Below are 14,245 nucleotides of genomic sequence, written 5' to 3'. Positions count from 1 at the left end.
AGGTCAGCATCGCTGCGACTACCGTTCACGGTTTGAGAAAAGCCGGAAGCGAGTCTACGCTAACTGATATCCAGAAGGAGTTTTCCTCGGTGACCTGCAAACCTATTGTTGTGTGGATTAATATAGTCTTACAACTGCTATTGCCGTTGAGCCTATCTTTTTACCCTGCAATAGCCAAAATGCTGACCCCTTCTTCCCAAACAGTGACACCTTATGAAACGGTACCCTACACCATGGCAGCGGGTGAAACGGTTTCTCTGGTGGCAAAAAAGCACCATCTTACGGTCGATGAATTAAAAAAAGTTAATCAGTTTCGTGTATTTTCAAAGCCCTTCGAACAGTTGGGTAGCGGCGATGAAATTGATATTCCGCACAGCACCTCGTTACCTTTGAAAGCCCACCAGGAAGATGCTCAAACGACGCCGCCTGCTCAATATCAAGAGCGCTTGGCGCATAACCTGTTGAAAGGTGCGACGCTGGTGGCCGACGACAACACGCCGCTGGCCGCCGCCGGTATGGCGCGCTCGATGGTGGTCGGTGAAGCCAACGACTCCGTGCAGCATTGGCTGAACCAGTTCGGTACCGCACGTGTCCAGCTCAGTCTGAATGACCAATTCAGCCTTGAGGGCAGCTCATTCGACATGCTGGTGCCGCTTTATGATGACCAGCAATCCTTATTCTTCAGCCAGTTTGGCCTGCGCAATAAAGACAGCCGCAATACCGTCAATATTGGCGCGGGCATCCGCACCTTGCAGGATAACTGGATGTACGGCGCTAACGCTTTTTTTGATCGGGATATGACGGGCAAGAATAGCCGGGTAGGTTTTGGCGCCGAGGCCTGGACGGATTACCTCAAGCTCTCGGCGAACAGCTATTTACGCATGACGGGCTGGCATCAGTCCGGTGACTTTGCCGATTACAATGAACGCCCGGCCAATGGCTACGATCTGCGTGTCGATGCTTATTTACCGGCTTATCCGCAGCTTGGCGGTAACTTGATGTATGAACATTACTGGGGCAACGAAGTGGCGCTGTTCGGCAAGGACGACAGGCAGAAAGATCCTTATGCCTTCACCGCGGGGATCAACTATACGCCCATCCCCTTGATCACCATTGGGGCAGAGCACCGCGCCGGTAAAGGTGGCAGAAACGACAGCAATATCAGCGTCCAACTGAATTATCACCTTGGCGAACCCTGGCAGACACAGATCGATCCTTCCGCAGTGGCCGCCAGCCGCACGCTGGCCGGTAGCCGTTATGATCTGGTGGAGCGTAACAACGATATTGTGCTGGAGTATCAGAAACAGGATCTGATCCAGCTGGCATTACCGGGTCAAATGACCGGCAGTGCGTATGAAACCATCAAAATCGATGCGCAGGTAACGGCGAAATACGGGCTTGAGCGAATCGATTGGGATACTGCATCGTTAGTGGCGGCGGGCGGCGTGGTGCAACAAATCTCCTCGCAAAGTATCTCGATAAAACTGCCGTCTTATACGGCAGGTAGCAATATTTATACGCTGGGTGCCGTGGCCTACGATAGCCAGGGTAATGCCTCAAACCACAGCACAACGCAGATTATCGTCACGCAGCAAGTGGTCAGTAAATACAATTCCACCTTGGAGGTTGCCCCGGCGGAAATACCGGCGGATGGCGTTGCCGATAGCCAGATTACCCTGAATTTAAAAGACGTGAATAATCTGCCGGTGAAGGGCATGGCGGATCAGCTGACGCTGGATTTACATTTTACGCCAGACGCTACGGCAACCCAGCCAACTAACCAACCGCTGTTGAGTGCGGTGGCTGAAACCGCGCCGGGTGTTTATACCGCCCAGCTAACGGCAGGTTTCACCCAGGGGGAAGCCATTATTGTTCCAACTATTCAAAACATCTCTCTAGCATCAGCTAAAGTTATTTTAACAGAGAGCAGCCATACACCGAACGTGGATAATTCTTCTTTCAGCGTTGAGCCTGCCGAGATTATTGCGGATGGCGTGCATACCAGCACCCTCAGCTTTAGCGCCCAGGATAGTCACCATCAGCCGATTACAGGATTAACGGTGGCCTTTCACGTCACCGGCGAGCCGGAGGTGACTCTGAGTGCAGTCACGGAAATTAACGGTGTGTATAGCGCAACACTGAGCGGGGTTGTGGCAGGCACCGTGACGGTGGCTCCTACGGTGAATGGTGATGCCATAGCGGTGACATCACACGAAGTCACGCTCATCGCCGATCACAGCACCGCCACTATTGGTCTGACGGTCATTAACGATGAAGCATTAGCGGATGGCGTTGATGTCAACAAAGTCAAAGCGCGCGTGACAGATCAACACGGCAATCCTCTAGTCGATGAATCGGTAGAATTTGACGCCGACAACGGTGCGACGGTGATACCTCCCGAAGGCATTACGGACGCCGAAGGGGAGGTGACGGTGGAACTGGCCAATATTAATCCAGGTGTGACCACGGTGACGGCTATCAGCGGTGGGCATGAGGAACGTATCGAAATCTCCTTTATGCCGGAAACACCGGAGAAATTGTTGATCTACCACAACGGCGCTGAATTGACTGAGCACCCGGTGGTTGGGGATACCCTGGTGGCGGTTGCGATGTGCTCGATTGCGCTGTGTAACGGGGTATCAATGAATTATCAGTGGGAAGTTGAGTCTGCTGTCGGTTCTGGGGTGTTCATCGCTATTCCTGGTGCCACTTCAGAAACATTGACGGTGACAGGTGATTTACAGAAACGGGCTATAAGAGTGGTTTCGCATTAACGCTGGGTTTTTATCACCATTCCAAGCGGTTCTGGAATGCTATTCAAACATTGATTTTGAGTACAGATAGAGGATAGAAAACGATGAAGCATAAAATTGGCTCTCTGCTATCGGGGATGTTGCTCAGCATGTTGATCATTGGCTCGGCCTGGTCGGCTGTCACATCCAGCCCGACGACTACCGTAAGAGGTCGTGCCCCGGTGGTGACGCAAAGCACCATTGTTTCTGACGATGCTGGCGGCAACGGTCTGGTTGATGTCGGCGATACGTTGAGTATCGGCACCCCAGGGACGTTCAGCGATGAGGATGGCGATGCGGCGATACCGCAAACCTATCAATGGCAGGCCGATGGAGCCGATATTCCCGGGGCTACCGGCAATAGCTATACCATTGTGGCCGGTGACTTGGGCAAAGCCATCACGGTGGTCGTGACTCCACATACCGATCCGACCATCACCGATCCGGCCGAGGGTTTGGCCGTTGCGTCTAATGCCCTGACGGTGGTTGAGGGTGGTATTGTTACTAGCGTAGAGGTGACCGGTGAAGTGGGTGGCTATCCACAAGTTGATACGGCTCTGACCGCAACAGCAACCTGTGCGGGCGGTACCTGTATCGGTGTGACCTACCAGTGGCAGATCGAAACTGGCGTAGGCACCAATACCTTCACTGACATTAGCGGAGCAACCAGCAGCACCTACACGCCAGTACGGACCGACCAGAGACTGAGAGTCCAGGTGGTTGTAGGTAATTCACCAACTCGTTAATAAAGCGTCAGCCCAGGCAGGTGTGATCACTGCCTGGGCCTATTAATTTAATCAATCAGTATGATGGATACGCTGGATGCTGCGCCGTGCTCATATCTTCAATGATTTTTTATTCAGGATATTACTGGTTCTGATTGTCGTCATGAGCCAGGCGGTGCAGGCCGTCCAGCAATCCACTACGCCAGTTCACGGGCGAGCGCCAACGGCGACGCTCTCGGTAAATAATACACAACCACAGGCTGGGGACGTTATCACGGTCACCTCAGTCTTCAATGATGCAGATGGTGATGCCGAACAGGGCACCACCTATCAGTGGACGCTGGACGGTGCCGCGATCGGCGGGGCGACAGCGCCAAGCTATACCTTGGATCTCAGCGATATTCTGGCGGGTAGTGAACTGAATGTGATCGTCACCCCGCAGACCGATCCCAATATCACCGTACCCAGCGAAGGCTTGCCGGTACAGCTCGCTAATCCGATCAATATCAAATGGCAACGCACTATTGCCAGCCTGACGTGGGCGGAAGCGCCATTGGGCGTGGTGGCCGATGGGCAGGCGGTGAATACCGTGCGCGCTAGCGTGCAATATCTGGATGGTACCCCTGCCGTGGGGGCCACCGTGCTGTTTGATGCGGACAACATGGGCGTAATCTCCGCCACCGCGCAAACGGGCGTCGATGGCGTGGCGACGGCCTACGTGACCAACGTGATCGCCGGTACCACCCACGTAACGGCCAGTATTGATAATGACAGCAAGTCTATCGATACGCTGTTTGTTGCAGGCCCTGCCTATGTCGTCGATGCGGAAGTGACCCAGAACAACGCGCAGGCCAACGGCGTTGACGATAACAATGTGCTGGTCAGCGTGGAGGATAGCCGTGGCAACAGTGTGGTAGGCGAAACCATTACTTTCACCGCCACCAACGGCGTGACGCTGAACACCACCAGCGCTCAAACCGACAGCGAAGGCGAAGTGACCTTATCATTGACCAGCGAATCGGCGGTCAGCAGTGAGGTGACGGCCACCGCCAGCAACGGCGTGTCTTCTACGGTGACCGTTAATTTCTCTGAGGAGCTCAGTATGACGCAGATCCTGGTCAACGGCGCTTCTTTCTCGGTTGATGACGGATTCCCAAGAACAGGATTTGTCGGTGCAGCATTCCAACTGGTTATCGGCGAAAGCCCGGCAGATAACAACGCCTATAACTGGAGTAGCAATCAGAGTTGGGCAAGCGTCGATGGCAGCGGCAACGTCAGATTCAATCAGGAGCCGACATCGGGCAATAACAGCGTCACCGTTACGGCTGAAAACCCAGACAATGGCACCACATTAACCTACCAGTTCACCGTGAGTCGTTGGTTTAGAAATAATGACTTCAACATTATGACATACAGCGCTGCCGCAGCCTGGTGCAGCTCCCAAGGCAGCGGCTACGCTGTTCCGGGGTATGGTCAGATGACCGATAGAACCCCGGCCAGCCAGACCGGTGCCAACCGGGATGCCGACGGCAGATTGTGGAATGAATGGGGCACCATGAACAGTTACTCTAACGGCTGGTTTGCCGGTAACTATTGGGTGACTGAACTGGTCAGCGGTGGTAACGCCCGGCATTACGTTTATCTGGGGAATGGCAGTTTGTTCGATTTCCCGCTGGATGGTGTAACCTATGTCACCTGTTCGACATCGCTGTAAGTCAGCAGGGGGATGATCCTACACGGGTTCTTCTAACGCTTCTGCCTGCTCGACAACCAGCTCGAGCATTTGAGCCAAACCGGGGCTGTTATTTTCTTTGTGCCAGGCCATCAGTAACTCGATCTGCGGGGCATTGGCCGGTAACGGCCGGAACACCACGTTCGCCGACTGAAAATGGCAGACATAGCGCGGCACAATGGAAATCCCGAGCCCCATCCCCACCAGATTCATGGTGACCAGAATATTGGTGGCGGCCTGCACGGTATTGGGCTTGCTGTGGGCTTGCGCCAGGTAAGTTTCCACCATCTGATACAGCGCACCAGAGTGAGCCGGATCGGTGCTGATAAAGTTTTCGCCATCAAGATGCTGCGGGTTGAGCTGCGTTTCTTTGCTTAATGGGTGATTGACGTGCATCACCACCATCAGCGGTTCACGATAAACCACCCGATAGTTTAACTGGTTACTGATAATCGGCCGCCGCATAAAGCCAACGTCAATTTCCCCTTTCAATAATTTCTCTTCCTGCTGAGTGGTAATGATGCTGACCAATTCGATACCGGCTGCGGGGAGTTGCTGGCGCAACTTTGGCAGAACCTCGGGCAGGATATTCACTTCCGCACAGGGAACAAAACCGATAGTCAGCCGTACCTGTTCTTCCATCGCCTTACGCGCCAACTGTTTGGCCTGTTCGGACAGCTCAAGAATATTGATCGCCTGCTGTAAAAACACCTCACCCGCGCGGGTCAGTGAAACCTGACGACTACTTCTGGCCAATAACGGCACACCGATGCAGTGCTCAAGATCTTTGATCTGGCTGCTCAGGGAAGGCTGCGACGTATGCAGTTTTTCCGCTGCCCGGGTGAAATTAAGTTCCTCGGCTACCGCGACAAAATAACGTAAATGCCTTAGCTCCATACTTTTTCCTCCCATCATAGAAAAAATGTCTAGTACGGTAGATTTTTACTATTTCACAAACTAGCAACTGGAAAGCAACATCCTTTGTGCAACCCCTACGAAGGTCAATACATCTCTTGGATGAGGATCAAATAATATGACCACGAGCGCAAAATTAGACATCTACAGCTTGATCGACGCTAAAAACGGGCAGGTTACGCCCCGTATATATACCGATCCGGAAATTTATCAACTAGAACTGGAACGGATTTTTGGTCGTTGCTGGCTGTTTCTGGCCCATGAAAGCCAGATCCCAAAACCAGGAGACTTCTTTAACACCTACATGGGTGAAGACGCGGTGGTGGTGATTCGCCAGAAAGATGGCTCCATCAAAGCGTTTCTCAACCAGTGTCGGCACCGCGCAATGCGCGTCAGCTATGCCGATAGCGGCAACACCCGCGCTTTTACCTGTCCTTATCACGGCTGGTCCTATGGCATTGACGGTGAACTGGTCGAAGTGCCACTGGAACCGCGCGCCTATCCACAAGGGCTGTGCAAATCGCACTGGGGGCTGAAAGAAGTTCCCTGCGTGGAATCGTACAAAGGCCTGATTTTCGGCAACTGGGACACCAGCGCCCCTGCGCTGACGGACTATCTGGGTGATATGGCCTGGTATCTTGACGGCCTGCTGGATCGTCGAGAAGGCGGCACCGAAATCGTCGGCGGTGTGCAGAAGTGGGTGATTAACTGTAACTGGAAATTCCCAGCTGAGCAATTCGCCAGCGATCAGTATCACGCCCTGTTCAGCCACGTTTCGGCAGTACAGGTGCTAGGCGGCATGGCGGATGGCAGCGAGAAAAAACTCGGTGCCGATCAGACCCCTCGTCCGGTGTGGGAAACCGCCAAAGACGCTGTGCAGTTTGGTCAGGATGGCCACGGCTGCGGCTTCTTCTTCACCGAGCAACCGGATGCCAACGTGTGGGTCGATGGTGAAGTCTCGCGTTACTACCGTGAAAGCTATGCCGAAGCGGAACAGCGCCTTGGCAAGACCCGTGCTTTGCGTCTGGCCGGGCATAACAACATTTTTCCTACCCTTTCCTGGCTTAACGGTACCGCGACGTTGCGCGTCTGGCACCCACGCGGGCCGGATCAGGTCGAAGTCTGGGCGTTCTGCATTACCGACAAAGCCGCATCGGACGAAACCAAAGCTGCGTTCGAAAACAGTGCCACCCGAGCCTTCGGCCCGGCCGGTTTCCTCGAACAGGATGATTCAGAAAACTGGTGCGAGATCCAGAAACTGCTTAAAGGTCATCAGGCCCGCAACAACCCGTTGTGTCTGGAGATGGGGTTAAATCAGGAAAAACGCCGTACTGATGATGTCCCTGGTATCACCAACTACATCTTCTCTGAAACCGCCGCGCGCGGTATGTACCAGCGTTGGGCGGATTTACTGAGCAGCGACACCTGGAAAGAAGTGCAAGAGAAAACCGCTGCGTATCAACAGGAGGTGATGAAATGAGTATGTCCGTCTCTTTTGAGCTCCATCATCAAATAAGCCAATTTCTCTATTACGAAGCCGCGTTGCTGGATGATTGGGAATTCCGTGCCTGGCTGGATCTGCTGGACGATGATTTGCGTTACACCATGCGCACCACCGTCAATACCCAGACTCGCGATCGACGCAAAGGGGCACAGCCACCGACCACCTGGATCTTCAACGATACCAAATCGCAGCTGGAACGCCGGGTCGCACGTCTGGAAACCGGTATGGCCTGGGCTGAAGAGCCGCCGTCGCGCACGCGCCACTTGGTCAGTAACTGCGTGGTGACTGAAACCGCACAGCCTGATGTGTTTTCCGTACGGGTTAACTACCTGCTGTACCGGGCGCAAAAAGAGCGGGATGAGACTATCTACGTGGGTACTCGAACCGATCTGTTGCGCCGCCGTGAAACATTGGCAGGCTGGGGCCTGTGCGGGCGTGAAATCATTCTCGATCAGGCGGTTATTACCTCCCACAACCTGAGTGTCCTGTTCTGATGAAGCGAATTCATGCCTGTTTTGCTGAGGAGCTGCCGGAGGGTGAAGCCCTCCGGCTGGATACCAAGCCGGTGATCGCGCTGTTCCACGTGGGCGGCGAATATTATGCCATTAACGATCAGTGCAGCCATGGCAATGCCTCTATGTCTGAGGGGTATATCGAGGATGACGCTACCGTGGAGTGCCCGCTGCATGCCACCAGCTTTTGCCTGAAAACCGGCAAAGCGCTGTGCCTGCCAGCCACGATACCGTTGCAAACCTACCCGGTCACCGTCGCAGAAGGGGCGGTGTTTATCGATATCCCGGAGGAAGCCTGATGTCCGATCTCAACGATGACGTAGTACTGATTACCGGCGGGGGCTCGGGTCTAGGGCTGGCGCTGGTGGCACGTTTTATAGAAGAGGGCGCCCGCGTGGCGACCCTCGAACGTTCTGCGGAGAAGGTGAGCCGGTTACAGCAACAGTTTGGCGAGCAGATTGTGGCCGTACAGGGTGATGTCACCTGTTTTGCCGATAATCAGCGCGCGGTAGAGATGACGCTATCGCGTTTTGGCCGCCTGGACTGTTTTATTGGCAATGCCGGGATCTGGGATCACAACGCTTCGCTGCTGGCGACCCCGGCGGAACAGCTGCAATCCGGTTTTAACGAGCTGTTTGGCGTCAACGTCAAAGGCTATCTGCTGGGGGCCAAGGCCAGCGCTCCGGCGCTGGTCGAATCCGGCGGCAGCATGATCTTTACGCTCTCCAACGCTGCCTGGTATCCGGGCGGCGGCGGCCCGCTGTACACCGCTAGCAAACATGCCGCCGTGGGGCTGATTCGCCAACTGGCTTATGAATTGGCACCCAAGGTACGGGTCAACGGCGTTGGGCCGTGCGGCATGGCAAGCGATCTGCGTGGTCCGCAGGCGCTGGGGCAGCAGGACACTTCGATTATGCAGTCCCTGACGCCAGAAAAGATCGCGGCTATTTTGCCTTTGCAGTTCTCTCCTGCGCCGGAAGATTTTACCGGCCCTTATGTCATGCTCGCGTCGCGCCGTAACAATCGCACGCTGAGCGGTGTGATGATCAATGCCGATGCGGGCCTGGCAATCCGAGGTATCCGCCACGTTGCTGGTGGCTTGTCGTTATAGGAGCCTAAATGAAACAGATAGTGATTATCGGCGGCGGTCAGGCGGGAGCCATGGCTGCTGCCGCGCTACGCGCGCAACAGTTTACCGGCAGCATCACCTTAATCAGCGAAGAGCCAGAGATCCCTTACGAGCGTCCGCCGTTGTCGAAAGACATGCTGCTGTCGCCAACCCCGCAGTTGCAAGACATTCTGCCAGCCACCTTCTATGAAGAAAATCGCATCACCCTGCGCAACAATGCGCGGGTGGTTGCCATTGATATCAGCCAAAACAGCGTGGTATTGGCCGATGGTGAAGAGCTGGTGTGGGACAAATTGCTGTTAGCGACCGGAGCCAAAGCGCGCCGTTTGGCGCAGTTGGACGCGCTGGGTGAAAAATCACATACGCTGCGCACGGCGGCAGATGCCCGGCGGTTGCGCTCTGTGCTGAACGAAAACCAGCAGATCCTGATTGTGGGGGCGGGCACCATCGGTATGGAACTGGCGGCCAGCGCCACGCAGCGCGGCTGCAAGGTGACGGTGATTGAACAGGCACCGATAGTGATGGGGCGTAACGCACCACCGCCGGTGCGTGATTATCTGACGAACCTGCATCAACACCATCAGGTGCGTTTTTGCCTGAATGCGCGGATTGAGCACGCCGCCATCGAGCAGGATCGGGTGGTGCTGACCTTGCAGAGCGGCGAGCGGCTGACGGGTGACGCGGTGATTTATGGCATCGGGATTGAAGCCAACGATCAACTGGCTACCCAGGCCGGGCTGGCGACTAACAACGGCATCATCGTTGACGATCGTTGCCGGACTTCGGTTGCCCAGATTTACGCGGCCGGTGATGTCACTTTGCGCCGCCAGGGGGATCAACTGGTACGTCTGGAAACCTGGGACAACGCCAACCAGCAAGCGTTGGTGGCGGCCTGTGCCATGTTGGATAAACCGCTGCCAGCACCGGTGCCCGTGTGGTTCTGGACCGATCAGTTCGACAGCAATATCCAGTTTGTTGGCGCGATGCAGAGTGAACGTTGGCTGATGCGTGGCAATACCGAAGGGCACAGCGCGATCTGGTTTGCGTTGCAAGACGGCAAGCTGATCGGGGCCATCACACTGAATCAGGGCCGCGAACTCCGCCATCTGCGCAAAATGATCCAACAGGGCAAAGAGGTGGATGAGAAACAACTGGTTGATCCGCAGGTGGCGCTGAAAAGCCTGGTTTAGCGCGGTGACGCTTTTTCCCTCACCTCAATCCTCTCCCCAAGGGAGAGGGGGCTGAGCGGTGCCGGTTTTTAGGTTTAGGGGTAACAGTGGCAGCGATTCCAGGGAGAGGAGTTCGGCTTCAGGATCACCCCGTGGCGCGGACAGTTCCCTCTCCCTGCGGGAGAGGGCTAGGGTGAGGGGCGCTTAGGCACTATGCCCAGATATTTCCCGGCGTATGCCCGCTTCAATCTGTCGTGCGGTTTCCTGTAGCGCGGCCAGATGGCGCTCGACGGCCTGCTCAATCGACATCGCTTTGGCGATATACACCAGGTTCAGGCTAGCGATCACCCGTTGTTGACTATGGATGGGCACGGCAATTGAGGCGATCTTCTGCTCCTGCTGCCAACCCATGTAGTTCTCGCCGTAACCGCGCTGCCGGATGCGTTGCAGAATACTCCCCAAGCGCAGCGGTTCCCGCGCCAGGCGGTATTCCACTTCATCGCGGGTGGCCAGCAGTGAGATCAACGCTTCCCGCTCATGATCTGGGCAAAACGCCAGATAAGTCAGCCCGGAAGCGGTCAACAGCAGGGGCAGGCGGCGCCCGACCATTGAGCGGTGGAACGACAGGCGGCTGAAACGGTGGGTGGTTTCACGTACCACCATGGCGTCGACATTCAGGGTGGTGAGGTCAGTGGGCCACACCACCTCTTGCAACAGCTTCCCCAGCAGCGGGGCCGCGATGGCCGAGATCCATTGCTCATCGCGGAACCCTTCGCTCAATTCACGCACTTTGAGCGTGAGCTGGTAGCTGTCGTCCGAGGAACTGCGGCGTACATAGCCCTCTTCCTGCAATGTTTCCAGCAGGCGGCGCACGGTGGTGCGGTGCAAAAGTGTGATGGCGCTCAACTGCGCAATGCTGGCACCGCCGTCCAACCGATTCAGCACGTTGATCAACGCCAATCCGCGCGTCAGGCCGCGCACGGTTTTGTATTCGGTATTGTGGTCGGGTTGCATTATTAGCCTCAATAAATCCTTTTAAAACATTGCTGTGCACCTGGTGCACAGCTTAAGGGGTTTTCATTGTAGGCGAAAAATGCGCCTCATATACTCCCAAAACAATAAAAAATTGTTAACAAGTGAGTAACCTATGCCCTACAGCAATTCTTCAGAACAAAGTCTGGTTGCCGATTACCAGACTCAGGTCGCTATTGTCGGTGCTGGCCCGGTCGGCCTGATGATGGCGAATTATCTCGGCCAGATGGGAATTGAGGTTCTGCTGATCGAGAAGCTCGATACCCTGATCGATTACCCGCGCGCCATTGGCATTGACGACGAAGCCCTGCGCACCATTCAGGCCGTCGGTTTGGTTGATAACGTGCTGCCGCATACCACCCCGTGGCACGCGATGCGTTTTCTGACGCCGAAAGGGCGCTGCTTTGCCGACATTCAGCCGATGACCGACGAGTTTGGCTGGTCACGCCGCAACGCCTTTATTCAGCCGCAGGTGGATGCCGTGCTGTTCGATGGCCTGAAGCGCTTCCCCAAGGTGCGCAGCATCTTCTCCCGCAGCCTGATGGCGTTCAGCCAGGACGCCACCGGCGTCACGCTACAAATTGAGGATGACGAAGGCCAGCGCGAAACGGTGCGTGCCGCTTGGCTGGTGGCCTGTGACGGCGGCAGCAGCTTCGTACGCCGTACTCTGGGCATCGCCTTTGATGGCAAAACCGCCCCCAATCAGTGGGTGGTGGTGGATATCGCTAACGATCCGCTCAGCACACCACATATCTATATGTGTTGCGACCCGGTGCGGCCCTACGTCTCGGCGGCGTTGCCCCATGGCGTGCGGCGTTTCGAATTTATGGTAATGCCGGGTGAAACCGAAAGCGAACTGAGCAAGCCGGAAAAAATGCGCGAACTGCTGGCGAAGGTGCTGCCCGATCCCGATCGGGTGGAGCTGATCCGCCAGCGGGTTTATACCCATAACGCTCGTTTGGCCGCGCAGTTCCGCGTCGATCGCATTCTGCTGGCAGGGGATGCGGTGCATATCATGCCGGTGTGGCAAGGGCAGGGCTACAACAGCGGCATGCGCGATGCCTTCAACCTGGCCTGGAAACTGGCGATGGTGGTCAACGAACAGGCAAAAGAGACGCTGCTCAACACCTATCAACAGGAGCGCCGCGATCACGCCAAAGCGATGATCGATCTCTCGGTCACCGCCGGGCATGTGTTGGCACCGCCACACCGCTGGCAGGGCAAAGTGCGCGATGGTCTTGCTTGGGCATTCAACTACCTGCCGCCGATCAAACGTTATTTCCTCGAAATGCGCTTTAAGCCGATGCCGCAATACCAAACCGGCGCACTGGTGGCGGGTAAAGAGAAAAACTCGCCGGTCGGGCGCATGTTTATTCAACCCAAAGTCATGCTCAACGGCGGTGTACAGCGGCTGCTGGACGACGTGATTGGGCCGCACTTTGCCATTATCGCCTGGGGCTGTAACCCGCAATGGGGCCTGAGCGACGAGCAGATTGCTCAGTGGCAAAAGGCAGGCACGCAGTTTATTCAGGTGGTGCCGGAAGTACAGCTACCGGCCGTAGGCCAACGTCCGGCCGGTGTGATTTGCCTCGGCGATACCACCGGGCGGCTCAAAGAGTGGTTCGCCAGTCAGCAGCATTCGATTGTCGTACTGCGCCCCGATCGTTTTATCGCCGGTATAGCGACGCCACAGACGCTTGGCACCCTGATGGATGCTCTGGCCGTGGCCGTTTCGCTGCGCTCCCCGGTGTTCACTCCCATTATTGAAAATAAGGTGGCTTGATATGAACGCTTATCTCCATTGCCTCTCACACTCACCGTTGGTGGGCTACGTTGATCCGGCTCCCGACGTGTTGGCTGAAGTGGAAAAAACCATTGCTGATGCGCGGGAACGGATCCGCGTATTCGATCCCGAACTGGTGATTCTGTTCGCGCCGGATCATTACAACGGTTTCTTCTACGACATTATGCCGTCGTTCTGTATTGGTACGGCGGCCACGGCGATCGGTGACTTCAGCAGCGCGGCGGGCGAAATCCTGGTTCCTGCCGAACTGGCCGAAGCCTGTGCCCAAGCGGTGATGGATGCCGGGGTGGATGTGGCGGTTTCCTACTGTATGCAGGTGGATCACGGTTTTGCTCAGCCGCTGGAGTATTTGCTCGGCGGTTTGGCCAATTACCCGGTGCTGCCAGTGTTCGTCAACGGCGTGGCACCGCCGATGCCAAGCTTCCAGCGTACGCGCCTGCTGGGTGAGGCCGTTGGCCGTTTTGCCCGTGGCCTCAATAAGCGGGTGCTGTTCCTCGGCTCCGGCGGGCTCTCGCACCAGCCACCGGTGCCGCAACTGGCCGGGGCCGATGCTCACACGCGTGATCGCCTGTTAGGCAGCGGCCGCCACTTACCGCCAGACGAGCGTCAGGCTCGCCAGCACCGCGTTATTTCTGCGGCGCGCGGCTTTGTGGAAGATAACAACTCGCTGCACCCGCTTAACCCGGTTTGGGATAACCAGTTTATGGACATCCTTTCCAGCGGCAAGCTTGCTGAACTGGATGCGCTCGGTAATCAGGAGCTGTCAGACATTGCGGGCCGCTCGACCCATGAGGTTAAAGCCTGGATGGCCGCCTTTGCGGCGCTGTCGGCATTTGGCCCGTATCAGGCCGAAAACCGTTATTACCGCGAACTGCCGGAGTGGATCACCGGATTTGGTTCCCTTAGCGCTGCGCCACGCCGCTGAAATCAC

12 protein-coding genes are annotated in these 14,245 nt (G+C 56.0%); 10 read left to right on the top strand and 2 right to left on the bottom strand.

Annotated elements, in window-relative coordinates:
- Positions 1 to 179: 179 nt before the first annotated feature.
- From AC2A1E_RS12040 to AC2A1E_RS12030, 3 genes are all read left to right on the top strand, one after another.
- Entirely contained in the window at positions 180 to 2,774 is a 2,595-nt protein-coding gene (locus AC2A1E_RS12040) for a ZirU family protein (protein WP_484383936.1), read from the top strand.
- A gap of 83 nt (positions 2,775 to 2,857) precedes the next feature.
- Complete coding sequence (locus tag AC2A1E_RS12035; protein ID WP_484383935.1) at positions 2,858 to 3,538, top strand: ZirU family protein; 681 nt, start codon at positions 2,858 to 2,860, stop codon at positions 3,536 to 3,538.
- Between the two features lie 76 nt (positions 3,539 to 3,614).
- Complete coding sequence (locus tag AC2A1E_RS12030; protein WP_484383934.1) at positions 3,615 to 5,231, top strand: Ig-like domain-containing protein; 1,617 nt, start codon at positions 3,615 to 3,617, stop codon at positions 5,229 to 5,231.
- An 18-nt stretch (positions 5,232 to 5,249) separates the two neighbouring features.
- Here the strand turns inward: AC2A1E_RS12030 and hcaR are convergent, their stop codons facing one another.
- Positions 5,250 to 6,146, bottom strand: coding sequence for a DNA-binding transcriptional regulator HcaR (gene hcaR / locus AC2A1E_RS12025; protein ID WP_484383933.1), 897 nt, complete (start codon positions 6,144 to 6,146; stop codon positions 5,250 to 5,252).
- A gap of 136 nt (positions 6,147 to 6,282) precedes the next feature.
- Here hcaR and hcaE point away from each other — a divergent pair, with 136 nt between their 5' ends.
- The 5 genes from hcaE to hcaD are packed head-to-tail and all read left to right on the top strand — an operon-like array spanning position 6,283 to position 10,499.
- Positions 6,283 to 7,644 carry a 3-phenylpropionate/cinnamic acid dioxygenase subunit alpha gene (gene hcaE, locus AC2A1E_RS12020; protein ID WP_484383932.1) on the top strand — a complete coding sequence of 454 codons (1,362 nt, stop codon included), beginning with the start codon at positions 6,283 to 6,285 and terminating at the stop codon, positions 7,642 to 7,644.
- Entirely contained in the window at positions 7,641 to 8,162 is a 522-nt protein-coding gene (gene hcaF / locus AC2A1E_RS12015; RefSeq protein ID WP_484383931.1) for a 3-phenylpropionate/cinnamic acid dioxygenase subunit beta, read from the top strand. The genes hcaE and hcaF overlap by 4 nt, the downstream gene beginning before the upstream one ends.
- Positions 8,162 to 8,479, top strand: coding sequence for a 3-phenylpropionate/cinnamic acid dioxygenase ferredoxin subunit (gene hcaC, locus AC2A1E_RS12010; RefSeq protein WP_484383930.1), 318 nt, complete (start codon positions 8,162 to 8,164; stop codon positions 8,477 to 8,479). Before hcaF ends, hcaC begins: the two co-directional genes overlap by 1 nt.
- Positions 8,479 to 9,291, top strand: coding sequence for a 3-phenylpropionate-dihydrodiol/cinnamic acid-dihydrodiol dehydrogenase (gene hcaB / locus AC2A1E_RS12005; RefSeq protein WP_484383929.1), 813 nt, complete (start codon positions 8,479 to 8,481; stop codon positions 9,289 to 9,291). The genes hcaC and hcaB overlap by 1 nt, the downstream gene beginning before the upstream one ends.
- An 8-nt stretch (positions 9,292 to 9,299) precedes the next feature.
- Positions 9,300 to 10,499, top strand: coding sequence for a 3-phenylpropionate/cinnamic acid dioxygenase ferredoxin--NAD(+) reductase subunit (gene hcaD, locus AC2A1E_RS12000; RefSeq protein WP_484383928.1), 1,200 nt, complete (start codon positions 9,300 to 9,302; stop codon positions 10,497 to 10,499).
- Positions 10,500 to 10,682: 183 nt separating this feature from the next.
- On the opposite strand, the gene AC2A1E_RS11995 is transcribed toward hcaD, so the two are convergent.
- Positions 10,683 to 11,492 carry a DNA-binding transcriptional regulator gene (locus AC2A1E_RS11995; protein WP_484383927.1) on the bottom strand — a complete coding sequence of 270 codons (810 nt, stop codon included), beginning with the start codon at positions 11,490 to 11,492 and terminating at the stop codon, positions 10,683 to 10,685.
- Positions 11,493 to 11,625: 133 nt separating this feature from the next.
- On the opposite strand from AC2A1E_RS11995, the gene AC2A1E_RS11990 reads away from it, so the two are divergent.
- A complete protein-coding gene (locus AC2A1E_RS11990; RefSeq protein ID WP_484383926.1) occupies positions 11,626 to 13,293 on the top strand; it encodes a bifunctional 3-(3-hydroxy-phenyl)propionate/3-hydroxycinnamic acid hydroxylase in 1,668 nt (555 codons plus the stop codon).
- A gap of 1 nt (position 13,294) precedes the next feature.
- The gene (mhpB, locus tag AC2A1E_RS11985) at positions 13,295 to 14,239 is read left to right on the top strand and encodes a 3-carboxyethylcatechol 2,3-dioxygenase (RefSeq protein WP_484383925.1); all 945 of its coding nucleotides are present in this window, start codon (positions 13,295 to 13,297) and stop codon (positions 14,237 to 14,239) included.
- Positions 14,240 to 14,245: the final 6 nt, after the last annotated feature.

Source organism: Serratia sp. HNCC26DJ206 (genome assembly GCF_057180605.1).
Note: the sequence above shows the minus strand (reverse complement) of the source record. Positions and strands in the feature narration are given on the sequence as shown.

What these genes read in the sequence shown, in the direction of transcription:
- hcaF (WP_484383931.1), top strand. Translation starts at nt 7,641, where the DNA reads ATGAGTATGTCCGTCTCTTTTGAGCTCCATCATCAAATAAGCCAATTT.
- hcaD (WP_484383928.1), top strand. Translation starts at nt 9,300, where the DNA reads ATGAAACAGATAGTGATTATCGGCGGCGGTCAGGCGGGAGCCATGGCT.
- hcaB (WP_484383929.1), top strand. Translation starts at nt 8,479, where the DNA reads ATGTCCGATCTCAACGATGACGTAGTACTGATTACCGGCGGGGGCTCG.
- hcaE (WP_484383932.1), top strand. Translation starts at nt 6,283, where the DNA reads ATGACCACGAGCGCAAAATTAGACATCTACAGCTTGATCGACGCTAAA.
- AC2A1E_RS12030 (WP_484383934.1), top strand. Translation starts at nt 3,615, where the DNA reads ATGCTGCGCCGTGCTCATATCTTCAATGATTTTTTATTCAGGATATTA.
- AC2A1E_RS11995 (WP_484383927.1), bottom strand. Translation starts at nt 11,492, where the DNA reads ATGCAACCCGACCACAATACCGAATACAAAACCGTGCGCGGCCTGACG.
- mhpB (WP_484383925.1), top strand. Translation starts at nt 13,295, where the DNA reads ATGAACGCTTATCTCCATTGCCTCTCACACTCACCGTTGGTGGGCTAC.
- AC2A1E_RS12035 (WP_484383935.1), top strand. Translation starts at nt 2,858, where the DNA reads ATGAAGCATAAAATTGGCTCTCTGCTATCGGGGATGTTGCTCAGCATG.
- AC2A1E_RS12040 (WP_484383936.1), top strand. Translation starts at nt 180, where the DNA reads ATGCTGACCCCTTCTTCCCAAACAGTGACACCTTATGAAACGGTACCC.
- hcaC (WP_484383930.1), top strand. Translation starts at nt 8,162, where the DNA reads ATGAAGCGAATTCATGCCTGTTTTGCTGAGGAGCTGCCGGAGGGTGAA.
- AC2A1E_RS11990 (WP_484383926.1), top strand. Translation starts at nt 11,626, where the DNA reads ATGCCCTACAGCAATTCTTCAGAACAAAGTCTGGTTGCCGATTACCAG.
- hcaR (WP_484383933.1), bottom strand. Translation starts at nt 6,146, where the DNA reads ATGGAGCTAAGGCATTTACGTTATTTTGTCGCGGTAGCCGAGGAACTT.